Annotated in this window: 31 protein-coding genes; 11 read left to right on the plus strand and 20 right to left on the minus strand. The window is 61.3% G+C overall.

What is annotated here, in order from left to right; genetic code table 11:
* Positions 1 to 16: 16 nt before the first annotated feature.
* Entirely contained in the window at positions 17 to 787 is a 771-nt protein-coding gene (locus ACOWVD_RS13480; protein WP_421105673.1) for a class I SAM-dependent methyltransferase, read from the minus strand.
* A 117-nt stretch (positions 788 to 904) separates the two neighbouring features.
* Here ACOWVD_RS13480 and ACOWVD_RS13485 point away from each other — a divergent pair, with 117 nt between their 5' ends.
* From ACOWVD_RS13485 to ACOWVD_RS13495, 3 genes are all read left to right on the plus strand, one after another.
* Positions 905 to 1708, plus strand: a complete 804-nt coding sequence (locus tag ACOWVD_RS13485) for a helix-turn-helix transcriptional regulator (protein WP_033641179.1) — start codon at positions 905 to 907, stop codon at positions 1706 to 1708.
* Positions 1709 to 1815: 107 nt separating this feature from the next.
* The gene (locus ACOWVD_RS13490; RefSeq protein ID WP_049242839.1) at positions 1816 to 2556 is read left to right on the plus strand and encodes a DUF2076 domain-containing protein; all 741 of its coding nucleotides are present in this window, start codon (positions 1816 to 1818) and stop codon (positions 2554 to 2556) included.
* 95 nt (positions 2557 to 2651) lie between these two features.
* Positions 2652 to 3200: a GNAT family N-acetyltransferase gene (locus tag ACOWVD_RS13495; RefSeq protein WP_420286352.1), complete on the plus strand. Its 549-nt coding sequence runs from the start codon at positions 2652 to 2654 to the stop codon at positions 3198 to 3200.
* On the opposite strand, the gene ACOWVD_RS13500 is transcribed toward ACOWVD_RS13495, so the two are convergent.
* From ACOWVD_RS13500 to ACOWVD_RS13520, 5 genes are all read right to left on the minus strand, one after another.
* Entirely contained in the window at positions 3191 to 3442 is a 252-nt protein-coding gene (locus tag ACOWVD_RS13500; protein WP_004928468.1) for a hypothetical protein, read from the minus strand. The two genes, ACOWVD_RS13495 and ACOWVD_RS13500, sit on opposite strands and share 10 nt — an antisense overlap.
* A gap of 86 nt (positions 3443 to 3528) precedes the next feature.
* Positions 3529 to 3981 carry a thiol-disulfide oxidoreductase DCC family protein gene (locus ACOWVD_RS13505; RefSeq protein ID WP_164095450.1) on the minus strand — a complete coding sequence of 151 codons (453 nt, stop codon included), beginning with the start codon at positions 3979 to 3981 and terminating at the stop codon, positions 3529 to 3531.
* A 75-nt stretch (positions 3982 to 4056) separates the two neighbouring features.
* Complete coding sequence (locus tag ACOWVD_RS13510; protein WP_421105674.1) at positions 4057 to 4386, minus strand: hypothetical protein; 330 nt, start codon at positions 4384 to 4386, stop codon at positions 4057 to 4059.
* A gap of 154 nt (positions 4387 to 4540) precedes the next feature.
* Entirely contained in the window at positions 4541 to 5167 is a 627-nt protein-coding gene (gene ycaC, locus ACOWVD_RS13515) for an isochorismate family cysteine hydrolase YcaC (protein WP_004928476.1), read from the minus strand.
* 118 nt (positions 5168 to 5285) lie between these two features.
* Complete coding sequence (locus ACOWVD_RS13520) at positions 5286 to 6167, minus strand: pirin family protein (RefSeq protein ID WP_015376795.1); 882 nt, start codon at positions 6165 to 6167, stop codon at positions 5286 to 5288.
* Positions 6168 to 6292: 125 nt separating this feature from the next.
* Here ACOWVD_RS13520 and ACOWVD_RS13525 point away from each other — a divergent pair, with 125 nt between their 5' ends.
* Complete coding sequence (locus tag ACOWVD_RS13525) at positions 6293 to 7201, plus strand: LysR family transcriptional regulator (RefSeq protein WP_033634044.1); 909 nt, start codon at positions 6293 to 6295, stop codon at positions 7199 to 7201.
* Here ACOWVD_RS13525 and ACOWVD_RS13530 read toward each other — a convergent pair whose 3' ends face one another.
* Positions 7202 to 7585, minus strand: coding sequence for a VOC family protein (locus ACOWVD_RS13530; RefSeq protein WP_015376793.1), 384 nt, complete (start codon positions 7583 to 7585; stop codon positions 7202 to 7204). It abuts the gene before it with no gap.
* 2 nt (positions 7586 to 7587) lie between these two features.
* Entirely contained in the window at positions 7588 to 8370 is a 783-nt protein-coding gene (locus tag ACOWVD_RS13535) for a DeoR/GlpR family DNA-binding transcription regulator (RefSeq protein ID WP_016928923.1), read from the minus strand.
* Between the two features lie 172 nt (positions 8371 to 8542).
* On the opposite strand from ACOWVD_RS13535, the gene ACOWVD_RS13540 reads away from it, so the two are divergent.
* Complete coding sequence (locus tag ACOWVD_RS13540; RefSeq protein WP_015376791.1) at positions 8543 to 9160, plus strand: hypothetical protein; 618 nt, start codon at positions 8543 to 8545, stop codon at positions 9158 to 9160.
* A 36-nt stretch (positions 9161 to 9196) separates the two neighbouring features.
* On the opposite strand, the gene ACOWVD_RS13545 is transcribed toward ACOWVD_RS13540, so the two are convergent.
* From ACOWVD_RS13545 to ACOWVD_RS13560, 4 genes are all read right to left on the minus strand, one after another.
* Complete coding sequence (locus ACOWVD_RS13545; RefSeq protein WP_004940597.1) at positions 9197 to 9460, minus strand: DUF333 domain-containing protein; 264 nt, start codon at positions 9458 to 9460, stop codon at positions 9197 to 9199.
* 51 nt (positions 9461 to 9511) lie between these two features.
* Positions 9512 to 10000 carry a DUF2501 domain-containing protein gene (locus ACOWVD_RS13550; RefSeq protein WP_015376789.1) on the minus strand — a complete coding sequence of 163 codons (489 nt, stop codon included), beginning with the start codon at positions 9998 to 10000 and terminating at the stop codon, positions 9512 to 9514.
* A 126-nt stretch (positions 10001 to 10126) separates the two neighbouring features.
* Positions 10127 to 10717: a lipid IV(A) palmitoyltransferase PagP gene (gene pagP, locus ACOWVD_RS13555; RefSeq protein ID WP_031300033.1), complete on the minus strand. Its 591-nt coding sequence runs from the start codon at positions 10715 to 10717 to the stop codon at positions 10127 to 10129.
* Between the two features lie 207 nt (positions 10718 to 10924).
* Positions 10925 to 11353, minus strand: a complete 429-nt coding sequence (locus ACOWVD_RS13560; RefSeq protein ID WP_004940605.1) for a universal stress protein — start codon at positions 11351 to 11353, stop codon at positions 10925 to 10927.
* A gap of 676 nt (positions 11354 to 12029) precedes the next feature.
* Here ACOWVD_RS13560 and ACOWVD_RS13565 point away from each other — a divergent pair.
* A complete protein-coding gene (locus ACOWVD_RS13565) occupies positions 12030 to 13709 on the plus strand; it encodes an alpha-keto acid decarboxylase family protein (RefSeq protein WP_049242844.1) in 1680 nt (559 codons plus the stop codon).
* A 55-nt stretch (positions 13710 to 13764) separates the two neighbouring features.
* Here ACOWVD_RS13565 and ACOWVD_RS13570 read toward each other — a convergent pair whose 3' ends face one another.
* Complete coding sequence (locus ACOWVD_RS13570; RefSeq protein WP_049242846.1) at positions 13765 to 14868, minus strand: DUF1615 domain-containing protein; 1104 nt, start codon at positions 14866 to 14868, stop codon at positions 13765 to 13767.
* Between the two features lie 178 nt (positions 14869 to 15046).
* On the opposite strand from ACOWVD_RS13570, the gene tehB reads away from it, so the two are divergent.
* Positions 15047 to 15910: an SAM-dependent methyltransferase TehB gene (tehB, locus tag ACOWVD_RS13575; RefSeq protein ID WP_049242848.1), complete on the plus strand. Its 864-nt coding sequence runs from the start codon at positions 15047 to 15049 to the stop codon at positions 15908 to 15910.
* Here the strand turns inward: tehB and ACOWVD_RS13580 are convergent.
* A complete protein-coding gene (locus ACOWVD_RS13580; RefSeq protein WP_164095449.1) occupies positions 15905 to 16618 on the minus strand; it encodes a 2OG-Fe(II) oxygenase in 714 nt (237 codons plus the stop codon). The genes tehB and ACOWVD_RS13580 overlap by 6 nt on opposite strands.
* A complete protein-coding gene (gene ada / locus ACOWVD_RS13585; RefSeq protein WP_421105675.1) occupies positions 16615 to 17670 on the minus strand; it encodes a bifunctional DNA-binding transcriptional regulator/O6-methylguanine-DNA methyltransferase Ada in 1056 nt (351 codons plus the stop codon). The genes ACOWVD_RS13580 and ada overlap by 4 nt, the downstream gene beginning before the upstream one ends.
* 237 nt (positions 17671 to 17907) lie before the next feature.
* Here ada and leuE point away from each other — a divergent pair, with 237 nt between their 5' ends.
* Positions 17908 to 18546 (plus strand): leucine efflux protein LeuE, encoded by a 639-nt coding sequence (leuE, locus tag ACOWVD_RS13590; protein WP_004940625.1) that lies wholly within the window; start codon positions 17908 to 17910, stop codon positions 18544 to 18546.
* A 159-nt stretch (positions 18547 to 18705) separates the two neighbouring features.
* Entirely contained in the window at positions 18706 to 20205 is a 1500-nt protein-coding gene (locus ACOWVD_RS13595) for an aldehyde dehydrogenase family protein (protein ID WP_164095448.1), read from the plus strand.
* Between the two features lie 33 nt (positions 20206 to 20238).
* Here ACOWVD_RS13595 and feaR read toward each other — a convergent pair whose 3' ends face one another.
* The 3 genes from feaR to ACOWVD_RS13610 all read right to left on the minus strand — a co-directional run bounded on the left by feaR (position 20239) and on the right by ACOWVD_RS13610 (position 22430).
* Positions 20239 to 21138, minus strand: coding sequence for a transcriptional regulator FeaR (gene feaR / locus ACOWVD_RS13600; protein WP_049242857.1), 900 nt, complete (start codon positions 21136 to 21138; stop codon positions 20239 to 20241).
* A gap of 138 nt (positions 21139 to 21276) precedes the next feature.
* Complete coding sequence (locus tag ACOWVD_RS13605; RefSeq protein ID WP_197798681.1) at positions 21277 to 21918, minus strand: DsbA family protein; 642 nt, start codon at positions 21916 to 21918, stop codon at positions 21277 to 21279.
* 107 nt (positions 21919 to 22025) lie between these two features.
* Entirely contained in the window at positions 22026 to 22430 is a 405-nt protein-coding gene (locus tag ACOWVD_RS13610) for an Exc2 family lipoprotein (protein WP_015376778.1), read from the minus strand.
* 193 nt (positions 22431 to 22623) lie between these two features.
* Here ACOWVD_RS13610 and ACOWVD_RS13615 point away from each other — a divergent pair, with 193 nt between their 5' ends.
* Entirely contained in the window at positions 22624 to 22872 is a 249-nt protein-coding gene (locus ACOWVD_RS13615; protein WP_004940639.1) for a hypothetical protein, read from the plus strand.
* Here ACOWVD_RS13615 and ACOWVD_RS13620 read toward each other — a convergent pair.
* Positions 22869 to 23636: an NAD(P)H-dependent oxidoreductase gene (locus ACOWVD_RS13620; RefSeq protein ID WP_049188727.1), complete on the minus strand. Its 768-nt coding sequence runs from the start codon at positions 23634 to 23636 to the stop codon at positions 22869 to 22871. The genes ACOWVD_RS13615 and ACOWVD_RS13620 overlap by 4 nt on opposite strands.
* A gap of 83 nt (positions 23637 to 23719) precedes the next feature.
* Between ACOWVD_RS13620 and ACOWVD_RS13625 the strand changes: the two genes are divergently transcribed.
* Positions 23720 to 24100, plus strand: a complete 381-nt coding sequence (locus tag ACOWVD_RS13625; RefSeq protein WP_004940645.1) for a winged helix-turn-helix transcriptional regulator — start codon at positions 23720 to 23722, stop codon at positions 24098 to 24100.
* On the opposite strand, the gene ACOWVD_RS13630 is transcribed toward ACOWVD_RS13625, so the two are convergent.
* Entirely contained in the window at positions 24097 to 24678 is a 582-nt protein-coding gene (locus ACOWVD_RS13630) for a flavin reductase family protein (RefSeq protein ID WP_049242861.1), read from the minus strand. The genes ACOWVD_RS13625 and ACOWVD_RS13630 overlap by 4 nt on opposite strands.
* Positions 24679 to 24785 lie beyond the last annotated feature (107 nt).

The following is a 24785-nucleotide window of genomic DNA, read 5'->3' on the forward strand; positions in this document are numbered from 1 at the left end:
GGCTGCCCCGTTGCTTTCAGCCCTTCGTCACTTCAAACATCATGATGTCGCTGGTAAAGGAGCCGTCCGGCTGAATGGCGAAATGCGCCGCCACCTCTTCCGACACGCTTTGCTGCAGCGCGCGGATCGCGGTGACGAAATGCGCCGGCGTGCGCATACGCGCCACCCAACTGCCGAACTCCAGCATCAATCGATCCGCCGTCACTTCGCGTACCATCAGCCCGGCCTCGGTCAGTAACGTCAGCCACTCGCCCGGCGCATAGTTGCGCACGTGCGAGGTGTCGCGCAGCACTTCCACGGTTTGCAGGTAAATATCCAGCAGCGGATGCCCCGGCGAGACCACGTCCATAAAGATCGCGCTGCCGCCCGGTTTGAGTACCCGCCTGACCTCGCGCAGCGCCTGGCCGACGTCGTGCCAGTGGTGCGCCGAATAGCGGCTGATGACCAGATCGAAGCTGGCGTCTTCAAACGGTAAAGACTCCGCCACGCCCTGCTGCTGCTGAATGTTATTCAGGCCTTTTTCCGCCGCCACCTGCTTCACCACCGCCAACATTTGCGCCGACAGATCGTAGGCCACCACCTGCGCTACCCTGGCAGCCGCCGTGAAGCTGGCATGCCCGGCGCCGCAGCCCAGATCGAGCAGGCGCGCGCCGGCGTGCGGTTCCAGTAACTGTGCAAGGCGTTGCAAATCCTTGCCCTGCGCGTGTACCGCGCTGGTTAAGTAGGCGTTGGCCTGCTCGCCGAACTGCCGGTCTACCGCGTTTTTATGGCTGTTGCTGATGCTCATGTTTGCTCCCGTTATTATCCGGCTTGCGCCTGTGCCTGAAGGCTTTCGGCTACTATAATCAGGCTACTATACGGGTACAATATGAGCAGTTATCCTGGTATAAATAGGTACCACGCTATGTCATCAGAAGCCTTATCCGGGCCAAAGGCCCTCGGCGCGTTCCTGCGGGCGCACCGCGAACGCATCACGCCGGAAATGCTCGGCCTGCCCAGCTCCTCGCGCCGTCGCACCAGCGGCCTGCGGCGCGAAGAGCTGGCGCAAATCAGCGGCATCAGCGCCACCTGGTATACCTGGATCGAACAGGGCCGCGAGGTATCCATTTCCCCCTATACGCTGGCACGCATCGCCAAGGCGCTGCGGCTCGGCCCGGCCGAACGCCATTACCTGTTTACCCTGGCGCGCGTCGCCGACCCCGAGCAGGAAACACACCGCGAAACCGCCAACGACGCGGTGCTGCAAAGCGTGCACCAGATGACGGTGCCCTGCTACCTGCTGGACGTGACCTGGAATGTCGTCGCCTGGAACCCGCAGGCGGCGGCGCTGTTCAGCGGCTGGCTGGATGTGGCCAACAGCCCCAACCTGCTGCACTTCATGTTCTTCCACCCGTTGGCGAAAACGCTGGTCAGCGATTGGGAAGAGCGCGCGCGCCGCGTGGTGGCCGAGTTTCGCGCCGAGACCAGCCATCATCAAAATACCGAAGAGATGCGCGCCTTCGTGCGCAACATGACGCACAACAGCGCAGACTTTAATCACTGGTGGAAGCAACATGACGTCATGGCGCGCGAAGGCGGCGAACGCGCGTTCGAGCATTCTCGGCAAGGCGCACTGCGCTATCGCCAACTGACCTTCCACCCGGCAGAGCACGCCGGTCTGAAGCTGGTGATGCTGATCCCGCTGCCGCAATTGGTAACAAATTCATAGGCAAGTTTACCCGCCATTTATTTATAGGTTCATGTAAACGCGCTAGGGTGATTGATACCGATGATAATTATCATCCAGCACCGTTATTTATCTCCTGAGGTACTCCTATGCAATCCGAAGAACAACGCCTTATCGATGGTCTGTTTGGCCGCCTGAAAGAAGCCGAGACCAAGACGGGCCCACGGGATCTCCAGGCAGAGCAGCAAATCAACCAGCATATTCGCGAGCAGCCTTCCGCCCCTTATTACATGGCGCAGGCGATGATCATTCAGGAAGCGGCGCTCAAGCAGATGGATCAGCGGGTCAAAGAGCTGGAGGCCCAGGTGGCGCAGCTGCAGCAAACCGCCAACGGCCAGCAGAGCAGCGGCGGCTTCCTGGCCGGTCTGTTCGGCGGCGGCAGCCGCACGCCAAGCCCGCGTGAACAGTATCAGGCGCAGCAGCAAAATACGGCGGCCTGGAACAACGCGCAGCAGGGGGGCTACGCGCAGCAGCAGCCTGCCTATGCCCCACCGCAGCAGGCGGCGCCCTCACGCGCCGGCGGCTTCCTGGGAGGCGCCTTGCAAACGGCGGCGGGCGTCGCCGGCGGCGTGGTGTTGGCCGACATGCTGACCGGCATGTTCCGCCATTCGCAGCCACAGGAAATCGTAAATATTATCGAGGAAACCCCGGCGCCGCTGGACGACAGCGCAATGCGCAATTTCGACGCCTCCAACAACCTTGATACCTTCAACAACGGCGATGGTGGCAGCTTCCTGAACCAGGACAACGGCTTCCAGAACGCCAGCTATCAGGACGACACGGATTACGCCGACGACGATTACAGCGACGACGACGACTCCTTCCTGTAATTCCCTTCGCCCCCTCTCACCCGCAGAGGGGGATTCCCCGTTTCACCAATCTGGTCTACAGTGAACACTGTTCATTTATCCAGCCGGGAGAAACGATGATGAGCCTTACTCCTTCAGACCCTTTTTTCAGCGAACGTCTGCAGATGCGCCCGCCGGTGATGGCGGATCTCGAACGCTTCTACGCCATCTTCGGCGATCCGCAAACCCAGCGTTTCAATCCCGCCGGCCCGCTCACCAGCAAAGCGCAGGCTATCTCGGCGCTGCAAGAGAGAATTTCCGGGTGGCAACAACACGGTTACGGTTCCTGGGCGATCGCCCTGCGCGAACGGCCGGATTGGATCATCGGCTTTGGCGGATTGTCCTGGAAACCGCTCGGCGCACAGCGCACCGTGAACCTCGGCTATCGATTCGATACTCGCGTCTGGGGCATGGGGTTGGCCACCGAGATGGCGCGGGCTTCGCTGCAATATGGTTTTGTCGGATTGGCGATGGAGGAAATTTCCGCCATTGTGCGCGCGGAGAATCAGGCGTCGTGGCGAGTGCTGGAAAAGATCGGCATGCGGCGGGTGGATACGCTGGATGACGTGCCCGGCGCAGCGCCGAGCCTGGTGTATACACTAAAGCGCGGCGACTATCAGGGCTGATCGTCGCTGATTCTGGCCAATGCCATGCGATAAGATTTGACCTTCTTACGCTTTTTCAGCCAGGTGGTGGTCGACACTATGAACACCGCGCCCGACATCGCCAACACGCCGGTCGGGTGGCCGTAAAACACCATCAAGGCAAAGTACACGGCGGAAACGATCGCCACCCATTTCGCCGTATTGCCCATGTCGTTTTTCTCCTGGGTCAAACGGCGAATGCGCTCTTCTTCACTGATTCCCATACGCGCTCCTTGTTGGTTGAATGTTCCATTATATGGAGCTGGAGTGCTGATATTTCAAGCGGTTGGATGGTAAAGAAGCGTAAAGCTCAGGCCGGCGGCTCCCGCCGCCGAGACAGATAGCGCCCGGGCTGATCGGCACCCGGCAGGCCGCTGCCGTCGTTGCGGCCAAACAGCCGGTAGCGATTGCCGGCAACCGCGTCGTACACCTTGTCCGCCAGCCGCGGTGGCAGGCAACGCCCCAGCGCCAGCGCACGGTACGGCCAGGTCATTTGGCGCAGCGCCTGAAACAACGCCGCCGAGCGCAGCCAATAGCGCCCCTGCTCAACATAGACCACGGAATCGAAACGATCGGTCGGCAACCCCAACGCCAGCAGGATCGCCTGCCCTTCGACGGATTGCACCGTTGCCAACAGAATGCGCCGCTGCCGATCGGCGCGAATAAGGTATCTCACCAGCCCGTGACACAGATTGCATTCGCCGTCGAACAACAGCACGCGATCGCCGAGCTGGAGATAAGGCAGCTGTGATAAAGGGGTCATCCCGCCTCCCGAAAAACGCTCTCCTTAGCCTAACGCGCCTGGCGCGCCCAGGCCAGAGCGGGATGACAGGGCCCGTTAAGGCGCAGGCGGTGCGTCAGGCACGGCCACCACCGCGATGCGCACTTCATAGTGTTTGGCGCTGCCCGCCGGGATCACCGCCGTCAGTTTGTTGATGGTTTCCACCGGATTGTCGCTGGCCGAGGTGGCGCAGAACAGCTCGCCGCCGTGGCAGAACCCCGGCTTGGGCGGGTGCCCGCCCGGGAAAGACGGCATGCGCATCGGCGCATCCATCAAAGGCGGCAACGCGTTGGCCGCAGGCTTCTCAGGCGCCGACATCGCGCTCGCGCTGAACAATAGCGCCATGCCCATGCAGGGCAGCGCCAGGATCTTGATTGCTTGTTTCATTGAATTAGCCTCATTTGCCGGGTTCGGGATTACGCTACCCCGCCCCCGGCCAATGAGAAAGCCGCTTTTCGCTACCTTTTCGCCCCGCTGCGCTTTGCTTACATCCCGCGTCTAACGTGATGAAAGGCGAAAGGTTGAGTAAAGGGCCGTCGCGTTACTTACCGTTGGTCAGCGTGTTGTAGCTGGTCATCAGATTGCGGTAGTCCGGGATATGGTTGGAGAACAGCGTGCCCAGGCCTTCGATATCGTTGCGCCAGTCGCGGTGCAGCTCGCAGGCGACGCCGAACCAGGTCATCAACTGCGCGCCGGCGGCTTCCATGCGGCTCCAGGCCGACTGACGGGTCAGTTCATTGAAGGTGCCGGAGGCGTCGGTCACCACAAACACTTCGAACCCTTCATTGAGCGCAGACAGCGCCGGGAATGCCACGCACACTTCGGTCACCACGCCGGCAATGATCAGCTGCTTGCGGCCGGTGGCTTTTACCGCTTTGACGAAGTCGTCGTTGTCCCAGGCGTTGATCTGGCCAGGACGCGGAATGAAGGGGGCATCGGGGAATTGGGCTTTCAGTTCCGGCACCAGCGGGCCGTTGGGGCCGTTTTCAAAACTGGTGGTCAGAATGGTCGGCAGGTTGAAATACTTCGCTAAATCACCCAGCGCCAGCACGTTGTTTTTAAACCGATCGGGATCGATGTCGCGCACCAGCGAAAGCAGCCCTGCCTGATGATCCACCAGCAATACGGCGGCCTGATCTTTGTCGAGGCGTTTGTAATTTGCAGTCATGGTTTTACTCCTGTGGGGTTTGATGTTGCGGATGAAATGCCCCGCCGGTGTGGCGGGGCGTTGAGGTTTAAGTGTGGCATCTGGAACCGAGAACACTTCCCGCCCCAGATGCCAAGGTTCAACCGGCGCTCGCTTCGGCGTTCATGCTGCCGAACTTGCCGCTGTTGAAATCGCGGAACGCCTGCTGGATTTCCGCTTCGCTGTTCATGACGAACGGGCCGTAGCCGACGATAGGCTCATCGATCGGTTCGCCGCTCAGCACCAACAGCGCGACGTCGTTGTTGGCTTCGATAGTGATCGAATCCCCCGCCCGGTCGAAACGCACCATCTGGGTTTCACGCACCACATCTTCGCCGTTAACCAGGATCGCGCCGTGCAGCATCACCAGCGCCAGCGTATGGCCTTCTTTCACCGTCAGCGTGGTGGTATGGCCGGCATTCAGCTTCATATCCCACACGTTGAGCGGGCTGAAAGTGCGCGCCGGGCCGGCATGGCCGCCGAAGTCACCGGCGATCACCCGCACCTGCCCTGCGCCGTCCGCCAGCGGGACCACCGGAATATCGGCGTTCAGCAGCGTCTGGTAACCCGGCTCGGCCATTTTGTCCTTGGCCGGCAGGTTGACCCACAACTGCACCATTTCCATGGTGCCGCCGTTGCGCGAGAAGTCCCGCGAATGGAACTCTTCGTGCAGGATGCCGGAGGCGGCGGTCATCCACTGGACGTCGCCGGGGCCAATCACCCCGCCGCTGCCGGTCGAGTCGCGGTGTTCCACTTCGCCCTGATAGACGATGGTCACCGTTTCAAACCCGCGATGCGGGTGCTGACCCACGCCACGGGTGCCGGAGGCGGAACGGAATTTGGTCGGCGCCGCGTGATCCAGCAGCAGGAACGGGCTCATTTCCGCCCCCAAATCGTTATAAGAGAACAGCGAATTCACCAGGAAACCGTTACCGACCCAGTGTGCTTCCGGGCTGTTGTGAATACCGAGGATTTTTTTCATCTTGAACTCCCGTTTCAGACCTCACGGCCTTAAGTTGATGTCAGAAGTTTAATCCGCCGGGGTTTGCTGCAGTAGTAGGCAAGATGTACACTCAGCGTTCTACTGATAGAACGATAAGGGATACGATGCTGACCGATCTGAACGATCTGTTTTTCTTCGCCAGCGTGGTCGATCACCAGGGATTCGCCCCCGCCGGCCGGGCGCTGGGCATTCCCAAATCCAAACTCAGCCGCCGCGTGGCACTGCTGGAGGAGCGGTTGGGCGTGCGCCTGATCCAGCGCTCGACGCGGCGCTTCTCGGTGACCGAGGTCGGCCAAACCTATTACGCGCACTGCAAGGCGATGCTGGTGGAAGCGGAAGCGGCGCAGCAGGCGATCGAGCAGACGCGCGCCGAGCCCTGCGGCACGGTGCGCATGTCCTGCCCGGTGGCGATCCTGCACACCCGCGTCGGCAGCATGGTGGCGGCCTTTATGGCCGATTATCCCAAGGTGACGGTGCATCTGGAGGCCACCAATCGCCGGGTGGACGTGGTGGGGGAAGGCTTGGATCTGGCGATCCGGGTGCGGCCGCCGCCGCTGGAGGACAGCGATCTGGTGCTGAAGATCCTGGCGCAGCGCACCTGGTGCGTCGCCGCCAGCCCGGCGCTGGTGCGCACCCTCGGGCCGGCGCACACGCCGGAAGACCTGCGTAAATACCCGACGCTCGATCTCGGCCCGGCGCGCGGTCAGCACCAATGGCGGCTGACCGGCCCACAGGGTGAACGGGTGGAGTGGGAGCACACGCCGCGGCTGGTCACCGACGACATGCTGATGCTGCGCACCGCCGCCATCGCCGGCGCCGGCATCGTACAACTGCCGGCGATGATGATGCGCGACGACATGCTGCGCGGCGAGCTGGTGCAACTGTTGCCGGGCTGGCAGCCGCAGGGCGGCGTGGTGCATGCGGTTTACCCGTCGCGCCGCGGCCTGCTGCCGGCGGTGCGGCTGCTGCTCGACTATCTGGGCGAGCAGTTCGCCAGCATTGAAGAAGAGTGATCAGGCGGTGATTTCGATCGCGTTGCCGTCTGGATCGCGAATGACGGCCTCGTAGAAGCCGTCGCCGGTCCAGCGCGGCGCGGACAGCAAAATGCCCTCCTGCTGCGCGCGCTGCGCCAACCGATCGACCTGCCGCTCATCCCCCAGCGACAGCGCGATGTGCGCCCAACCGACCCGCTCCTCCTGTTCCTGCGCCGGCAGCAACGTCGGCACGCGCATGATCTCCAGCGACGGCCCGGCCGCCAGGCTGACGAAGCGGGAAACGAACCCCGGCCGGTTGCGGCTGACATACTCCTCCCCCGCGGCACCATTGAAATAACGCTGCCAAAATGCCAGCTGCGCGTCGATGTCACGGGTCCACAGAGCAACATGGGCTATTTTCATCATCATTCTCCGGTCGGTAAATCGCTGTGCCAAACCTGGCCGCCGCCCTGCGCCACCTGCAGCTCAAGCTGCGGGTGCGCGCCGCGCGCCGTCACCAGATGATCCACCCGCCCGGCGGGCAGGAAGGGGTAAGGGGCGTAGGTATTGAGCTTGTCGCGGGTGCACAGCACCGCCACGCTGCCGGCGCGCGTCAACAGCCGCTTTTTGAAGGTGGCGTCCTGGTAGCTCAGCGCGGAGAAGCCGCCGGCCGGGTCGTAGGCGCAGATGCCGGTAAACACCAAATCGAAATGGAAACCGTCGATCTCTTCCGCGGCCTTGGCGTCCACGCAGCCGCCGACCTGCGCATCCAACTCGCCGCCGATCAGGATGGTGCGGATCCCCGGCCGCTCCAGCATTTTGCCGGCGATGCTCAATGCATTGGTCACCACCGTCAAACGCCGGTCGCGCGGCAACAGATCCGCCAGATACAGGTGGGTGCTGCCGGCGTCGAGGAAGATCAGCTGTTCTTCACCGATCACCCCCAGCGCGGTCTGCGCCAGCGCCAGCTTCTCGTCACCGCTGAGCGCAATGCGCGTCGCAACGGGGCCTTCGGCCGGCGTCGGCGCTAACGCGCCGCCATAGATGCGTTTACACAGGTTCTGCGCCGCCAGCTGGCGCAGATCGCGGCGGATGGTCGCTTCGGTGGTGTTCAGCCGCTGCGCCATCTCCAGGGCCAGCACCCGCCCCTGTTGGCGGAGCGTGTCAAGAATGGCCTGGTGACGCTCATTCGGTAACAGTTTGGACATCATTTCAATCCGGTGACGCTAAAGTGATCACAAATGTACACAAACAAACACAAACGTACAATGCAGAGCGGAAGAAAAATCGCCGGGCAGGATTTTCGCCTGCGGGATGTTGGCTATACTGAGGCAAGCGAAGTTACCGCAGACGTAACGGCTTGGACGCTAAGGGAAAACGATGTTATTGACGATCGCAAGGTGGCTGTTTCAACTCCCCGGGAAGCTGTTCGGGCTGATTTTCAAAAATCGCCTGAGGATATTTTTGTTCTTCATGCTGGTCGCCGTTGGGGTGCTCGGCGCCAAGCGCTATCTGCGCGCCCACCAATATGACGACGAGTTCAGTCTCGCCGCCCCCGCCGATTACAATCGCGCCATCAAGCGCGAAATGCCGCTGCGGGAGGCGCGCGAACAGTGCGGCGGGCCGCTGCATGACAATGCCGGGCAGCCGTGGCCCGCTTCAGCGGGTTATCTGCATCAGCCAACGCGGCTGCCCGCATCCGGCCTGCATCGGCTGACGTTGGATAATCAGGGCAACGATTTCGCGGTGCTGGTCAAGCTGGAAACGCCAGCGGCGCCGCAACAGCTGGCGGAAGTCTTTATTCCGCCCGCCGGCAGCTTCGAGGTGAAAATCAATGCGAACGCGGAACACGTGATGAAAATCAAGAATATCAAGACCGGCTGCATGTTCCGCTCCCGGCCGTTCAACCTGGATAAACAGCGTGATTGGCGCATGCCGCTGACGCTGCAGAAGGACGGCAGCCTGCAGCTGCAGCCGATAGGCGATCGCCAATTCTGAGCGGGCGCCGGGCAGCAGAGCCGGCGCCGCATAGGGTTACTTTTTCACCGGATGATCGCGGCGGAACAGTTCCCAGCTTTCAATTTCCTGCCCACTCGGCAAGGTACAGGTAGAATACTGGCCTGCCGCATTCTCTTTGGCGTTCAGCTTGCCGCCGATTTGGGTGCAGTACACGTCGGCCGGGTTCGCCATGCCGATCGGTTTCACCTGCGGCGGTGGCGGCGCATCGTTGGATTTCACGGAACACCCCTGCAACATCGTCATCCCTGCCAGCAGGGAAAGCATCAACGTTTTTTTCATTTTTCCAGCTTATGCAAAATACCCACGGCGGAACGCTCCGCCGTGGGTTGATCATGAAATAAAGGATTTGCCCTGTTTCAGCACCAGATCGCAGGCTTTCTGTTTCACCTTCTCGGTGATCTGCGAGGTGCCCAGGCTGTTCAGATCCAGGCTCTTGCCTTCACCGGTCTGCAGCAAGCCGCCCAGGCCCTGCTGATAATCCTGGCTCTTGGCGTTTTCGGTGCTGGTGATGCCCAGCTTGCTGAGCAGCTGATCTTTCACCCCTTCGGCACCGTTAGCCGACAGCACGTTGTTTTTCACGCAGTACTGCAGGATACCGGCGGCATTGGTCATGCTGCTGGAGCTCAACGCCTTGTCGCCGCCGTTCAGCAGGCCGGTCAACGAGGAGAGCGACATGCCGCCGCTGCTGTCGCCGCCCGACTTGCTCAGTTCGCCCGCCGCGCTGCTGAGGGAATCCATCAGCCCGGCGGCCTGGGTGGCGCCGCTGGCCAGGGTCGCGGACAGCGCCAAAGCCAGCAATAAACGATGTTTGGTGATCATAGTGGTGAAACTCCTGTCATAACGGCATGCAATCGGCGCAGCGCGCCGGGATACCTCTCCGACGCCGCCTGCGGCGACAAGTTCCTTTTATCTCGCCACCGCGCCGTTTTTCGGAATTCAGGAAGTTTAGAACTGCCAGCGCAGCCAGGCGAAGAACACGTTGCCGTTGTTATAGGTGCCGGGAATGTAGGTCGCCTGGAACGTCAGCCGCTGATAGCCGATAGAGGCCAGCGGCAGCGGCGCCGGGATAGGGATGTAATTCCAGTTGTCGCGCGCGGTGACGCTGGCGGTGAAGCCCAGCCCCAGGCGGAAATCCTTGTCATCCAGCGGGCGCCAGATCTTCTCGTAGGCATAGCCGCCGATCGGCTCCCATTTGTTGAAGGAATCCTTGAACGCCATGATGTAGATGCCGTGCCAGTCACCGTCGCTGTCGTAGCGGGAGATGCCGTAACCGGCGCCCCACGGACGTTCGTTGTACTTATCGATATGCTCATCATCATAAGTCCAACGGTTGTGCCAGGTGATGGCCGGGATATAGAGATCGTGGTTAGGCGAGTTGTTCCAGGTCTCCGCCACGTTATCGGTAAAACGCTGCCATAGACCCGGTTTTTCAGCCTGCGCGGTATTGCCACTTTCTGTACCAACCTCAGCGTAAGAAGGCAGTGCAGGAAATATCAACGCCAGAGAACACGCCAAAAGGGTCCGTTTTAGAAACATCGTAAAGCTCCTGTAAAAATACGGCCGCAGATTTTTACCGATAGCCCAGGCAAGATCAAGCTGTATCTAATTTATCCAACGCCCGTTGTGCTTTGGTTAAGTTTAGCACCGGAAAATTCCCGATAACTTTTAACAGGCTGCACCGGCCTGCGTATGCTATCGCCTTTCGGGCGGCAAAGCCGTGGGAAAAATCCACTTTGTCGCACGCTACTCGCGAGCAAGATGCTTGACCAACACATCGACATCGAGACGGTTCACAAACTCCAGGGAATACGAGGAATAGAGGCCGAACAGGCGGTTTTGGTGCCCGACCACCACCAGATCGATGCCGGCCTGGTGAATAAAATCGCTGACGTCCTTAAAGCGCCGGATAGTGACGATTTCCTTGACCGCAACCGGCACATCGACGGCGCTCACCAACCGGCTCAGCATCGCCTTGGCGGCGATCACCTCCTGCGCCTGGCGATCCTTGATTAACGCATCGCTGCCGTACTCCAGCTCCGCGTAGTCGGCGTTAAGATGGCCGACGGTGAGGGCGATGGGCTTACCGCGCACCATCGCCGCCGTTTGACGCAGCAACGGCAACCCATCACGCTCGTTATGAATCAGCACCAGAATATGTCGATAGCCTTTCATCACACGCCCCCCCTCTCAGGCCAGCACCGCTGGGACATGAGCCCCTCTGGTAGGTATACGCCATCCGTGCGCACGTAGAGAAAAGTTTACGTATCACTTCCCACAGAATGTGATGACCGCCACGTTATATTCGCGCCCGTGACGGCCCATTTTTACACCGGCCCGACGCGGCGCGCATTGCGGCATCTGTAAAGCAAAACTGACGGAAACCGACAAATAAAAAACGATCGTTGTTAATTTTTTGTTTTTAATTGGTTGCAGGATAGTTTCTTGAAATAAGCGTGCGGCGGATCACCAAAATCCCCCTTTACGTCAGCGTCGGTTTTTCTTTCTCAGACTCACAGCCGGGTGCCGCCAGGTAGGATTTAACGCGGCATCAAAAGTACCGGGTAACTCCCCCTGCGTCATGATAAATGCCAACGCGGCGCCGTTTTTCTGCCGATATGCCGTCAACGAAAAATACCGCCCCGCCCTAATGCACAATAGCCACACTATTTATGGACAAACCCATCGCGTAAAGCGCCGAATACAAACCGCCTCTTCCTCGGCCGCTCCTCCTATCTTGAACAAGCCGACACTTTAAATAACTGTTAATGCTAACGACACAACATCGCCAGCAATTTATTTTTGCTGATTTTCGCCTGACAAAATAAAGATAAATAATCCGGAGCAATCAATGAAAATAACTATCGGGTCATTCATTCTGCAACAGCTTCACGCCCTGAACGTCGATCGTATTTACGGCGTGCCCGGCGACTATAACCTCAGCCTGCTGGAGCTGTTGGAAAGCGACGAACGGCTGGCGTTTGTCGGCAACTGCAATGAATTGAACGCCTCCTACGCCGCCGACGGCTACGCACGGATGAAAGGCGCCGGCGCGCTGATCGTCACCTACGGCGTCGGCGATCTGGCCGCGCTGTCCGGCATCGCCGGCGCCTATGCCGAATCTTCGCCGGTGGTCTGCATCGCCGGCACGCCGCCGCTGCACGCGATGAAGAATCATCAGCTATTGCACCATACCCTGGGCGACGGCAATTTCGACAACGTCATGAACTGCTTTAAACAATTCACCGTCGCTCAGGCTCTTATCACGCCGGAAAATGCCGCGCAGGAAATTCCACGCGTTATTTCTCGCGCCTGGATAGAGAAGAAACCGGTGTATTTACAGCTGCCGTCTGATATTTGCGACGTCGAAATTGAAATCACCGCAGCCGCAGCAGCGCCGCAATTGCCGGCGAGCGATAAATACAATGTGCAATTGGCGGCAATGGCGCTGTTAACCAAAATAAAACGCGCGCAGCGCCCGATCATATTGGTCGACCAAATGGTGGATCGCTATCAGCTGCAGCAGCAGGTTATCGAGGTCGCTCACCGCTTCGCCATACCGCTGACCAATATGCCAACCGCCAAATGCATTATCCCGGAAAACACTGCCGGCTGGATGGGCGGCTACAGCGGCAACCTGTCGCGCCCCGAATTGTATGAACGCATGGCCCACTCAGACTGCGTGCTGAGTTTCGGCGTGCGTCTGGTGGACTCCACCACCGGCTATTTCTCGCAGCAAATTCCCGCCGCCGCTCAGGTGGATATTCAGCCGTTCTCGATGACGTTGGACAACACCTCCTACCCGGCGGTAGCGACGGCGGATCTGCTGCAGGCGCTGCTGGATCTGAGCGAAGACGCGCCGGCGCAGCTTTTATCACCGCTGGCCGATCCGCGTGACAAGCTGGCGACGCCGAGCGACGCGCCTATCGACCAGGCCTATCTGTGGCGGCGGATCCAACGCTTCATCCAGGCGGAGGATGTGGTGGTGGTGGAAAACGGCACCTCGGGCGCGGCCATCGGCGGCATGCGCATGCCGGGCGGCGTCAAGGTGGTCAACCAACCGATTTGGGGCTCGATCGGTTATACCCTGCCGGCGCTGCTCGGCACCCTGATGGCGGCCCCTGAGCGCCGTCACCTGCTGTTCATCGGCGACGGCTCCTTCCAGCTTACCGCGCAGGAAGTGTCCACCCTGCTGCGCTGCGAACAAAAGCCGATCATCTTCCTGATCAACAACGACGGTTACACTATCGAACGCTATATCCTCGGCGAAAACTCGTCCTACAATGACATCAGCCCGTGGGACTACGCCAAACTGCCGGCGGTATTGAATACCCAGGCGCAGCCGTTCAGCGTAGCGGTGGAAACCACACAACAGCTGGAAATGGCCCTGGAACACGCCTCACGGCAGGATCGGCTGGCGTTTATCGAGGTGAAAGTGCCGATGATGGACACGCCACCGGTGATGAAAGAGTTCTGTAACCGCTGCAACAGCTTTAACTTCGGCCTGACCAACCCGCGCCGCAGCGCCTGAGGCGCGATGATCGCGCCGCCGGTGGTTCAGGCCACCGGCGGCGTTTTTCATACCGTTACCCGCCGGCGCGCGCCATGCAGCGCTGCCGGCGTTCATCCACCCGCTTGGCGAACCAGGCGGTGGTCAGCTTGCGGGTGATTTTCGGGCTTTCCAGCTGAATACCCGGCAGCATCTCACGCGGCAGCTTGCCGCCCGCCAACGCATAGACCTTCTTATACAGGTCGGTATCGGCAAAGTCAGCCGTATCGCCTTTCTCAAGCGCCCGGCGAATGGCGCTGTCGCTCATGTTCAGGCGCTTGCCGAGCGTACGCACCGCCAGCTCGGTCGAGCCGGGCTTGTCGCTGCTGAAATCGATCAGATCGCCGTCCAGCGCCAGCGGAATGGCGCTCGCCCGGCTGACCGCGTTTTGGAACGCCGCGTTGCGGCTGGCGTACCAGCCGGCGTTGAAGTCGGCAAAGCGGTAAATCGGCCGGCTGTAATCGGCCGGGTACCCCAGCAAATGCATAATGCCGAAGTACATGCCGCCGCGCCGGCTGAAAACTTCGCGGCGAATCGAGCCGTCGACCGGATAAGGATACCCTTTGGCGTGCGCCTCGGCGAAGGCGATGCTCACCTGCATCGGGCCGCCGGTATGTACCGGGTTCAAATGGCCGAACAGCTTCTGTCCCATCGGCACGCGGTCGATCATGTCATCGAAGATATCGCTCAGATCCTTCTCCGTGCGCACCTTATCCAGACGCTCACTGTAGCTCTGGCCGTTCGACGACGAGATCTTCAACGCGGTATGCACCAAAAAGTTCGGGATGTGCATCTGATCGGCACGGCGGTCGATCTCTTTCCAGGCGATCTTCGGCAGCCCCGGCACCTGCGGGTTAGCCTGGAACGTCGACTCTTGTTCGGTCACCGCCAGCACCGAACACAGGTTCTCATCGCTCGGTTCAATACCCTGCGCGGCGAAGGCGGCGGTAATATCGGTGGCCCAGCCCTGGCGATCGCCGGCGTTGGCCGGGATCAGCGTCATCAGTCGGGCTTTGACGTCGGCGGGGCGCGCCGCCGGCGCCGTGGTGGTGGTTTTGCTGGTACAGCCCGCCAGCGCCAGCAGCGCAGCCAGGCTCAGCAAACGGAAGGGCATCGGGTGGAATAAACGAGATATCGGCATCTTTTCCCTGAACGTGATGACATGAACAGCACTGAAATTAGCCCAGCCGCCGCGCACAATCCAGTATAAAGATATCGCCGCGCCTTTCCGTCAGGCCGCTATGTTCAAACGATCGATAAAGATGTATTTTATATGCATCATATAAATCACTTTGTTTGCCCAGCCAGAGGAGCCCCCTATGGAGCAACAGCTGCTTTGCTATAAAACCCTGCCGGAATGGAACAGCGACACACTGCCGGAAGCCTTTCGCCAGCGCCACAACACCCAGAGCGGCACCTGGGCGAAGCTCACCGTGCTGAGCGGCAACCTGACGTTCGCCATGATGACCGAAGACGGCGCTACCACCGAGACCTGGCAGTTTAGCCCCGAAAGCCAGCCGCCGTTTATCGAACCGCAGCAGTGGCATCGCATCGTTTCCTTCTCGGACGACATGACCTGCCGGCTGGCGTTCTACTGCACGCCGGAAGATTACTACCACAAGAAATACGAACTGACGCGCACCCACTCCGAAGTGATCGAGGCGGCGGCGCGCATCGCACCGGGCAAGGCGCTGGATCTGGGCTGCGGCGGCGGCCGCAATTCGCTCTATCTCAATCTGAAAGGTTTCGACGTCACCGCCTGGGACAAGCACGCGCCGTCGATAGCTCGCCTCAATCAGATCATCGACGCCGAGCAGCTGACCCGCCTGAGCGCCGGGGTGCAGGATCTCAATACTCACCGCTTCAGCGGCGAGTACGACTTCATCCTGTCCACCGTGGTGTTGATGTTCCTCGAGCGCCAGCAGATCCCGTATATCGTGCAAAACATGCAGGACAGCACCGTGCCCGGCGGCCATAATCTGATCGTGGCGGCGATGGATACCGAAGATTATCCCTGCCCGCTGCCGTTCCCGTTCACCTTCAAGCCGGGCGAGCTGAAGCACTATTACCGCGACTGGCAGATCCTCAAATACAACGAGGACGTCGGGCAACTGCACAAGACCGACGCCGCCGGCAACCGCATCTCGCTGCGCTTCGCCACCCTGCTGGCGCGCAAGCTATAACGCGTCGTGAAAGATCACCCCTAGCGTGTGGCGTTGGCCGGTGCGTATCCGGCTGACGCCGTGGCGCAGATTGACCCGATAGTAGCCTCTCGCCCCCGCCACCGGCCGATGATGCACCGCGAACACCACCGCGTCGCCCTGCTGCAAGGGCACCACCTCCGGCCGGCTCTGCATCCGCGGCCGCTGCTCGGTCAGCACAAACTCGCCGCCGGTGAAATCCCGTTCAGGGGCGGAGAGCAAAAACGCTACCTGCAGCGGAAACACCCGTTCGCCGTACAGATCCTGATGCAGGCAGTTGTAATCCCCCTCCGTGTAACGCAACAGCAGCGGCGTTGGCCGCCGCTGGCCGGCCTGATGGCATTCAGTCAGGTAGGCCTCGTGTTCGGCGGGATAACGCGCCGCCAGACCCAGCATGGCGTTCCAGCGATTGGCCAACGGCGCCAACCGCGCGTACAGCAGGCCGCGCGCTTCGGCCACCGGGGGCGGTAACGGATACGCAAAATACTGGTACTCGCCGCGACCAAAACCGTGCCGCGCCATGACAATGCGGCTGCGGAAGTGCTCGCCATGCGGATAAAGCGCCGCCAATTGCCGGCACAGCTCGGCGCTGAGCACGCCCGGCAGGCGCGCGCCCCCCTGCGCATCAAGTTCGCGTTCGATCGCCGCCCAGTCCAATTCGGCCAACCGCGCCGCCAGCGCGCCGCTCATCGCTGCGCCTCCTTTTCCAGCAAGGCTTTCTTGCGCTCGACGCCCCAGCGATAACCGGACAAGGCGCCGTCGTTGCGCACCACCCGGTGACAGGGGATTGCCACCGCCAGCAAGTTGGCGGCGCAGGCGCCGGCCACCGCGCGCACCGCTTTCGGCGCGCCGATGCGCCGGGCGATATCGGCATAGCTGACGGTTTCGCCGACCGGTATCGCCTGCAGCGCCCGCCAGACCCGCTGTTGAAACGCAGTGCCGCGAATATCCAGCGGCAGCGCCAGCCCGCTCTCCGGCGCTTCGATCAGGCCCACCACCTGCGCCATCAGCGCTTCATACTGCGCGTCACCGCCGATCAGCTCGGCGTTGGGGAATTTATCCTGCAGATCCTGCACCAGCTGCTGCGCATCGTCCCCCAGCAGAATGGCGCAAATGCCCACCTCGCTCTGCGCCGCCAGGATCTCGCCCAGCGAACAGCGCCCGACGGCGAAATGGATGCGCATGCCTTTGCCGCCCGCCCGGTAGGCCTTCGGCGTCATGCCCAGCGCGGCGTTGGCTTGCTGGTAGAAGCGGCCGTTGGCGCCATAGCCGGCGTCGAAGATCGCGTCGGTCACCGTCTCCTGCTGCGAAAGACCGGTGCGCAAGCGCTGGCTACGCTGCGCGTCGGCGTAGCCTTTCGGCGTCAGGCCGGTGATCGCTTTAAACAGCCGGTGGAAATGGTATTGGCTCAACCCGACGTGGCGCGCCAGCGTCTGCAGCGACGGCGCTTTCTCCGCCCGTTCGATATAGCGGCAGGCCTCGGCTATCTGCCGCGCATGCTGCTCTGTCAACGGCGTCAGCCCCTGGCGGCAGCGTTTGCAGGGCCGATAACCCGCCGCCTCCGCCTGTTCCGCATCGTCGAACAGCTCCACGTTTTGCCGATTCGGCTGGCGTGACGGGCAGGAAGGCGAGCAATACACGCCGGTGGTTTTCACCGCGTAGATAAAGCGGCCGTCGGCGTGCTTGTCGCGGCTGACGATCGCCAGCCAGCGCGGATCGGCGCTGTCGATTACGTTTTTCATCATCCGTTCCTCACTGCGGTTTCGATGTTAACCAGCATAGTGACGGGCCGTTGGCGAAACACGCCGACTCTTGCTTTTTAATTCGACGCCGACGTTTTCAACAATCTTTCGACAATTTTTAACCAACAACATGAAGTTTATTACGTTGCCAACCCGCTTGCACGGCGTTAGGATCGCGGCCGGCCACGGGCGTGGCCAGTGTTTTTGCCTGTTAGTTGCGCGCATGGAGAGGTTATTGTGTTAGAGAGTTTTGGCGTCCTGAATTTATGGACCTATTTGGCCGGGGTGGTCTTCATCATCATTCTGCCGGGGCCGAATACGCTGTACGTGCTGAAAACCGGCATATCGCGCGGCGTGCGCGCCGGCTACACCGCGGCGCTGGGCGTGTTTATCGGCGATGCGATCCTGATCTTCTGCGCCTATATCGGCGTGGCGTCGCTGATCCGCACCACGCCGTTCCTGTTTACCCTGGTGCGTTTTCTCGGCGCGATTTACCTGCTGTTCCTCGGCGCAAAAATCCTCTACGCCACCTTCGTGCAGAAGGCGCAGGCGCAACAGCAGCAAATTGAAGGCGGCCACAGCATTCTGCGCAAGTCGCTGACGCTGAGCCTGACCAACCCGAAAGCCATTCTGTTTTACGTGTCGTTCTTCGTGCAGTTCATCGACTTCAACTACGCGCACACCGGGCTGTCGTTCACCATTCTGGCGCTGATCCTCGAAGCCGTCAGCTTTATCTACATGAGCACGCTGATCTTCTCCGGCGCGATGCTGGCGCATTTCTTCAACCACAAGAAAGGCCTGGCGAAGCTCGGCAACGGCCTGATCGGCCTGCTGTTCCTCGGTTTCGCCACCCGTCTGGCGACCCTGAGCTCGTGATCCTTTCCGGCCGGCGCCCGCCGGCCGCGGTTTACTCTCCCGTCACGGCAAAATGACACGCAGGACAAACCGAATGTCAGGCAGACCAAAGCCGCCGCTTTCCCGCTGATCTAGACTCTCAGGGTTAACGATAACCTGATGAGCCTGATCGGAGGATGTATGTCTGACAATACCGTAGCCGTGCTGGATAGCGTGTCGCGTTTTCTCGATCGTCAGCATGGGCTGTATATCGACGGCCAGTGGCGCGCGTCCGCCGCGGAAGGCCGCCTGGCGGTGTACAACCCCGCCAATGGGCAGCAGATAGCCACCACCGCCGACGCCAATGAACACGACGTCGCGCTGGCGGTGCAGTCCGCCCACAAAGCCTTCAGCGAAGGCGTCTGGGCGCAGCGTCTGCCGGTAGAGCGTGAACGCATCCTGCTGCGCTTCGCCGATCTGGTGGAGCAGCACGCCGAAGAGTTGGCGCAGCTCGAAACCCTTGAGCAGGGCAAATCCATCAACATCGCCCGCGCCTTCGAAGTCGGCAGCACCCTGAACTGGATGCGCTACACCGCCGGGCTGGCGACCAAAATCACCGGCCAGACGCTGGATGTCTCCATTCCGATGCCACCGGGCGCCAAATATCAGGTTTATACCCGCAAAGAGCCGATCGGCGTGGTCGCCGGCATCGTGCCCTGGAACTTCCCGCTGATGATCGGCATGTGGAAAGTGATGCCGGCGCTGGCCGCGGGTTGCTCCATCGTCATCAAGCCGTCGGAAACCACCCCGCTCACCCTGCTGCGCATGGCCGAACTGGCGAGCGAAGCCGGCGTACCGCCGGGCGCGTTCAACGTGGTCACCGGCCGCGGCACCGTGTGCGGCAAGGTGCTGACCGAACATCCGCTGATCGCCAAAGTCAGCTTTACCGGCTCCACGCCGGTGGGCAAAAGCATCGCGCGCGCGGCGGCGGATCGCCTGACCCGCGTGACGCTGGAGCTGGGCGGCAAAAACCCGGCCATCGTGCTGAAAGATGCCGATCCGCAGCAGGTGATCGAAGGCCTGATGCTCGGCAGCTTCCTCAACCAGGGGCAGGTGTGTGCCGCCAGCTCGCGAATCTATATCGAAGCGCCGATTTATGATCGGTTGGTGGCCGGATTCGAACAGGCGGTGAAATCGCTGTCGGTCGGGCCGGGGATGGATACCGGCGCGCAAATCAACCCGCTGGTGTCGCTCGCGCACCGCAACAAGGTGGCGGCCTATCTGGACGATGCCCGGGCGAAAAACGCCGAGCTTATCGGCGGCGCGGCCGGGCCGGACGCCAACGGCTTCTACATTCCGCCGACCCTGGTGATCAACCCGGACGATCGGCTGAACCTGACGCGCGAAGAAGTGTTCGGCCCGGTGGTCAACCTGATCCGGGTGGCGAGCGCCGAAGAAGCGCTGAGCAAGGCTAACGACACCGACTTCGGGCTGACCGCCAGCCTGTGGACCACCAGCCTGCAGCAGGCGATGGCGCTGACGCCGCGCATTCAGGCCGGCACCGTGTGGGTCAACACCCATACGCTGATCGACCCGAACATGCCGTTCGGCGGGTTCAAACAGTCGGGCAGCGGCCGTGATTTCGGCCCGGATTGGCTGGATGCCTACACCGAAACCAAATCGGTCTGCATCCGCTATTGAGTGAAGCGGCGCGGGCCTGGCCCGCGCCCTGACTTACTGATACTGCCGGCGATACTCGCTCGGCGACATGCCGAAACGCTGCTTGAAAGCGGTCGAGAAATGGCTGTGATCGGCGAAGCCCCAGTCGAGGCCAACTCCGGCCAGCTTTTCTTGCCCGGCGGCGCTGCGCAGCGCCTGCGCGCACAGATCCAGCCTGCGGTTCCTGATGTACTGGGCCACCACCAGCCCCTGGCGGGCGAACAGCCGATACAGACTGCGCAGCGACACCCCCAACTCGGCCGCCACCCACTCAGGGCGCAGCTGCGCCGACTGAATATGCCTGTCGATCAACACCAGCGCCTTGTCGAAGACCGGTTGTTGCCCCTCCGGACGCGCCTGTTCGAGCGCCAACGCCGGGCGCAGCAGCGCCGCCAGCGCATTCAGCACCGCCTCGCTTTCCGCCGCGGCGAGCTGAGGATCCTGCATGCTGCTCAGCACCAGCTGGCGGCTGAGGCGCACCGCGCTGAGCTCGGCCCCGAGACGCTGCGCACCAGGCGGCGGCAGCGGCAGGCAGCCGCGCGGCAACAACAGGGAGATTTGGCGCGAATCGCGCTGGAAGGTGAAGCTGCTGGGCCGTGAGGCATCGATCAGCGTCATGTCGCCGGGGGAGAGCAGCGTTTGGCGATCGCCCTGCTCCATCAACGCACTGCCGCGCAGCTGGATGACGGTGAAAAAGTGCGCGCCGTCGCTGCGGGCGATCTCACGCGGCGTGCGGTACAACCGGGCCTGGGACACGTCGACCACGCTCAGGCGCAGGGCATGGGCGCGAAACTCCTGCATCGCCCCGCGAAAGCCGGGCCCCAACGTTTTCGCGCAGAATCGGCCGCAGGCGGTGTTGATTTTCCCCAGCCACTCTTCGAAGCCGACGTCCCGGAGCGTTGCCAATGCCGTCATGATCTCTCCCTTCAAACAGCAGCGGAGCTGCGCCGTTGAACAGAAAAACACCATAACAATCCGTTAACACACAATCAATGGCGAGCGGGGGATTTGGCGCCGCGATCACAGATCACCGGGCGCCGGGGAGGCATCGCCTTAAGGCTGCGTATCCAACAGATGGCGCACCACTGCCGCGTACTCTTTGGCGTAACCTTCGACGCTGGTGCTGGCCATGCCGGCATTATCTATCTTGTATTTGCCTGCCACGTAGAACGACGGGGTGCCGCGCACCTCGAACGCTTTCACCGCTTCGTTCTGCTTGGCGATCAATCCTTTGACCAGCAGGCTGTGGCGCGCGTTTTCGTAGGTGGCGGCATCGATGCCGGCCGCCGTGAACACCCGCTGAATATCCTCGGCGCCGTTGACGGCGCGCTGTTTCTGCACCGCGTCAAACATCGCCCCTTCAATCTTGTCTTCCACGCCCAGCACCGTCGCCACCGCCCAGGCCTCGGTCAGCTCATTGCCCAGCTTGCCCATCAGGCTGACGTGATATTTGGTGACTTTCTCGCCGGCGGGCAGCGCCTGCGCGACGGTGCTGCCTACGCGGTAGGTTTCGGCGAACTGATAGCAAGGGCCGCAGTAGAAGGAGAAAAATTCCACCACCGCCGGCGCGGCGGCCACCGGCTTATCCAGCCGGGTATATTGCTCGCCCGCACGGTAATCCGCGGCCTGCACTGCGGGCAGCGCCAACATCAATACGACGGCGGCGGCGAACGAACGCTTAACTTTTGCCAACATAAACACTCCTGGTTTCTTCTATGAACATCGTCCTTAGCGGCGGTTTTTATAATCAAATAACCGCCAGAAGGCCAGTTTTTATTACCTTCTGTTTATGTGGGATTAAGTCAGCGCCCTTCGTAGCCGTCCCAATAGGCGCCCACCGCTTCCTGCGACAGCACCTGGCGGCGTTTAGGATTGTCGGTGCTGCTGTAGGCGCGATTGATGAAAATGGTTTTGTGTTCCATGTTCTGCTGGAATTCCGCGCTGGCCAGGTAGTCGGCCTTTTTCTGCGCTTCGCTGCGCGCCACGCCCGCCGCGCGATCCTTTTTCCCCTGCTGATAGAACTGTTCGAACATCGGCACGGCGTTTTTAATGCTGCCGTTCACATCGGTGCGGAATTGCGGATCGAAGTCGTCGCGGGTTTGATAAACGTAGTGTTTGGCATGCTGCTCTGCGCTGCTGAGGGAGTGAGTGCAGGCGCTGAGCGCCAACAGCGGCAACAGCAGCGCCGCGCTTTTCAGTCTTTTCATGTCGTCTGTCCCTGTCAGTGAGGAAGGTTCCTTTAGCGCCAAGAGCATAGCGCCGGCCGCCGTTGAACGTCAAACGACAAAATACGCATCACTTTGTTTTATATTAATATTATATACATTGATTGGTATTCATTGCCTGAAACACTATGCTTTAACAGAACAGGGTAAACACTCACCGACAGCGAGGCGGCCAATGAAACCGATCGACAAAAGCGTGGGGGAGTACGACCTCACGGCGGAAAAAAAAGCGGGCATGATCACCGGCACCATCCGCGGTGAACTGCCGGACAGCGACGCGAACCTGCCGCTGCTGCCCTTCTCCGGCACCTTCGCCGGCCCGAGCGTGGCCGAAGCCATAGCCGATATTCAGCAGCAGTTCCCCGACATCGAACCGGCGATTATCGACGATTTGCGCGAGGAACTGCTGAAGGCCGGGTTCTAAGCCGGATCTCGGTGCCGCACGAACGGGCTGTAGACCGGCGCGCCGGGCTTCAGCGCCAGATCGGCGTCAAAATCTTCATTACGGTTGAACGGCACCGCCGGCCAGGCGGCAAGGTCGCTTAAGCCAGCCCGATACGCCTGCGTCACCTGCGCCAACGCGGCGTTTTGCGCCTGCCGCTCCTCGCCCGCCAGCCCGCCGCGCACGCCATAGACCAGGAACGGCTCCAGCACGCTAAAGCCGATATAGTGCAGCGCATGCATGATCGGCCACAGCATCAGCCGCATGTCGCCGTCGCGCCCGTCCGGCGCGCAGGCCTGGGCGGAAGCGCCGGCGGTGACGGTCAGCAGCGCCCGCTTGCCGCGCATCACGCCGTTCTCATGGCGGTGGCGGCTGTCGTAGAGCCCGCCGTAAACGAACACCCGATCCATCCAGCCCTTGATGATGGCCGGCGCGCCGAACCACCAGAAAGGGAACTGCAGCACCAGCGTATCCGCCCAGCGCAGCAGCTCGATATGCCGCCGGATCTCCGCCGGCAGCGCCTGGATCGTCCAGTGATGGCGCTGCTCCTGCATCGCATCGAACCGGTCCGCCTGCTTTCTGCTGGGGTAGTGGCCGGCGCCCTCGCGCGGATCAAACCCCTCCTGATACAGATCGACCGTTTTCACCTGATGCCCCTGCGCCAACCAGGCCTGCCGCGCCTGTTCGGCCAAATGGGCATTGAAAGAATGCGGCTCGGGGTGAGCCAGCACAATCAGCACGTTCATCCTGTTTCTCCCGTTGTAAGGTGGTGCTGTTATGCTGTGGCTTTATCGCCCCCTTGGCAATTACGCACCTGAAGGTAACCCCAATGGCTTATCCCGGCGACGTCTATTCGAGCAAGTGCTCCGCGCGCGATGCGCTGGCGCTGATTTCCGGCAAGTGGGTAATGTTGATCCTGCCCGCGCTGGCGCAGCGGCCGATGCGCAACGGCGAGCTGCTGCGCCGCATCGACGGCATTTCGCAGAAGGTGCTGACGCAAACGCTGCGCCAGCTGGAACGCAACGGGCTGCTCGAGCGGCTGGATTTAAGTGAAAAGAATCAGGCCCATGTGGAATACCGCCTCAGCGCCGTCGCCTGCTCGCTGGTCGAGACGCTGACGGCGCTGGATAAGTGGGCGGAATACCATTTCCCCGAGCTGGACGCCGCCCGCGAGCGCTATGATGCAGACCGCAAACGCGAGGCCGATTAAAGCGGTTTGGCCCGCAGCGTCTCGCCGATGCGCACGAAGTTGCCCGCCCCCAGATGATGAATGGTGTGCAGATCCGCATTGGCGGCGGTGAAGTGCCAGCGCCCTTGCTGGAACACTCGCTCATCCGCCGCCGCGCTCAACACCTCGCCGAAGCAGGTGTCGTATTTTTCCTGCGCGCCGCTTTCCGGCAGCAAGCGACACTCCAGCCACGCCACGCAGCCCTGTTCGATCAGCGGCACCTGCAGCGTGGCGCTCGGCGTCGCTGCGATATGGAAACGGGAAAATTTGTCTTCATCCAGCCCGGACACGCTGCCCACCGCGTAGGTGGCGTCGATGAACATCGCCGCCGGCACGCAAATGCCGAATGCGCCGCTCTCCTCGATCATTTGCCGGCTATGCGCCCCTTTGTCCACCACGATGGCGATGCGCGGCGGGCTGAACTCCACCGGCATCGACCAGGCGGCGGCCATCACGTTGCGTTTGGCGCCGTCATGGCTGCGGCTGGTGATCAATACCGTCGGACCGTGATTCAGCAGGCGGCTGGCGTGTTCGAGGGCGACAGGACGAAAGTGGCTCATCGGGAAATCCTTGCGAGTGACTGTTTGCCCAGCAGTGTAGATCTGCGCCGCAATGGCAGGCAACGCGAGGCGCACAGAATGCACCGATGAGGCGCTTGTTCCCCATC

Origin of the sequence: Serratia sp. SA088, from assembly GCF_049065515.1 — a bacterium.
In the GTDB taxonomy this organism is placed as follows: domain Bacteria; phylum Pseudomonadota; class Gammaproteobacteria; order Enterobacterales; family Enterobacteriaceae; genus Serratia; species Serratia nematodiphila.

Coding starts and splice junctions, on each gene's coding strand:
- ACOWVD_RS13480 (WP_421105673.1), bottom strand. CDS start 787: ATGAGCATCAGCAACAGCCATAAAAACGCGGTAGACCGGCAGTTCGGC.
- ACOWVD_RS13485 (WP_033641179.1), top strand. CDS start 905: ATGTCATCAGAAGCCTTATCCGGGCCAAAGGCCCTCGGCGCGTTCCTG.
- ACOWVD_RS13490 (WP_049242839.1), top strand. CDS start 1,816: ATGCAATCCGAAGAACAACGCCTTATCGATGGTCTGTTTGGCCGCCTG.
- ACOWVD_RS13495 (WP_420286352.1), top strand. CDS start 2,652: ATGATGAGCCTTACTCCTTCAGACCCTTTTTTCAGCGAACGTCTGCAG.
- ACOWVD_RS13500 (WP_004928468.1), bottom strand. CDS start 3,442: ATGGGAATCAGTGAAGAAGAGCGCATTCGCCGTTTGACCCAGGAGAAA.
- ACOWVD_RS13505 (WP_164095450.1), bottom strand. CDS start 3,981: ATGACCCCTTTATCACAGCTGCCTTATCTCCAGCTCGGCGATCGCGTG.
- ACOWVD_RS13510 (WP_421105674.1), bottom strand. CDS start 4,386: ATGAAACAAGCAATCAAGATCCTGGCGCTGCCCTGCATGGGCATGGCG.
- ycaC (WP_004928476.1), bottom strand. CDS start 5,167: ATGACTGCAAATTACAAACGCCTCGACAAAGATCAGGCCGCCGTATTG.
- ACOWVD_RS13520 (WP_015376795.1), bottom strand. CDS start 6,167: ATGAAAAAAATCCTCGGTATTCACAACAGCCCGGAAGCACACTGGGTC.
- ACOWVD_RS13525 (WP_033634044.1), top strand. CDS start 6,293: ATGCTGACCGATCTGAACGATCTGTTTTTCTTCGCCAGCGTGGTCGAT.
- ACOWVD_RS13530 (WP_015376793.1), bottom strand. CDS start 7,585: ATGAAAATAGCCCATGTTGCTCTGTGGACCCGTGACATCGACGCGCAG.
- ACOWVD_RS13535 (WP_016928923.1), bottom strand. CDS start 8,370: ATGTCCAAACTGTTACCGAATGAGCGTCACCAGGCCATTCTTGACACG.
- ACOWVD_RS13540 (WP_015376791.1), top strand. CDS start 8,543: ATGTTATTGACGATCGCAAGGTGGCTGTTTCAACTCCCCGGGAAGCTG.
- ACOWVD_RS13545 (WP_004940597.1), bottom strand. CDS start 9,460: ATGAAAAAAACGTTGATGCTTTCCCTGCTGGCAGGGATGACGATGTTG.
- ACOWVD_RS13550 (WP_015376789.1), bottom strand. CDS start 10,000: ATGATCACCAAACATCGTTTATTGCTGGCTTTGGCGCTGTCCGCGACC.
- pagP (WP_031300033.1), bottom strand. CDS start 10,717: ATGTTTCTAAAACGGACCCTTTTGGCGTGTTCTCTGGCGTTGATATTT.
- ACOWVD_RS13560 (WP_004940605.1), bottom strand. CDS start 11,353: ATGAAAGGCTATCGACATATTCTGGTGCTGATTCATAACGAGCGTGAT.
- ACOWVD_RS13565 (WP_049242844.1), top strand. CDS start 12,030: ATGAAAATAACTATCGGGTCATTCATTCTGCAACAGCTTCACGCCCTG.
- ACOWVD_RS13570 (WP_049242846.1), bottom strand. CDS start 14,868: ATGCCGATATCTCGTTTATTCCACCCGATGCCCTTCCGTTTGCTGAGC.
- tehB (WP_049242848.1), top strand. CDS start 15,047: ATGGAGCAACAGCTGCTTTGCTATAAAACCCTGCCGGAATGGAACAGC.
- ACOWVD_RS13580 (WP_164095449.1), bottom strand. CDS start 16,618: ATGAGCGGCGCGCTGGCGGCGCGGTTGGCCGAATTGGACTGGGCGGCG.
- ada (WP_421105675.1), bottom strand. CDS start 17,670: ATGAAAAACGTAATCGACAGCGCCGATCCGCGCTGGCTGGCGATCGTC.
- ACOWVD_RS13595 (WP_164095448.1), top strand. CDS start 18,706: ATGTCTGACAATACCGTAGCCGTGCTGGATAGCGTGTCGCGTTTTCTC.
- feaR (WP_049242857.1), bottom strand. CDS start 21,138: ATGACGGCATTGGCAACGCTCCGGGACGTCGGCTTCGAAGAGTGGCTG.
- ACOWVD_RS13605 (WP_197798681.1), bottom strand. CDS start 21,918: ATGTTGGCAAAAGTTAAGCGTTCGTTCGCCGCCGCCGTCGTATTGATG.
- ACOWVD_RS13610 (WP_015376778.1), bottom strand. CDS start 22,430: ATGAAAAGACTGAAAAGCGCGGCGCTGCTGTTGCCGCTGTTGGCGCTC.
- ACOWVD_RS13615 (WP_004940639.1), top strand. CDS start 22,624: ATGAAACCGATCGACAAAAGCGTGGGGGAGTACGACCTCACGGCGGAA.
- ACOWVD_RS13620 (WP_049188727.1), bottom strand. CDS start 23,636: ATGAACGTGCTGATTGTGCTGGCTCACCCCGAGCCGCATTCTTTCAAT.
- ACOWVD_RS13625 (WP_004940645.1), top strand. CDS start 23,720: ATGGCTTATCCCGGCGACGTCTATTCGAGCAAGTGCTCCGCGCGCGAT.
- ACOWVD_RS13630 (WP_049242861.1), bottom strand. CDS start 24,678: ATGAGCCACTTTCGTCCTGTCGCCCTCGAACACGCCAGCCGCCTGCTG.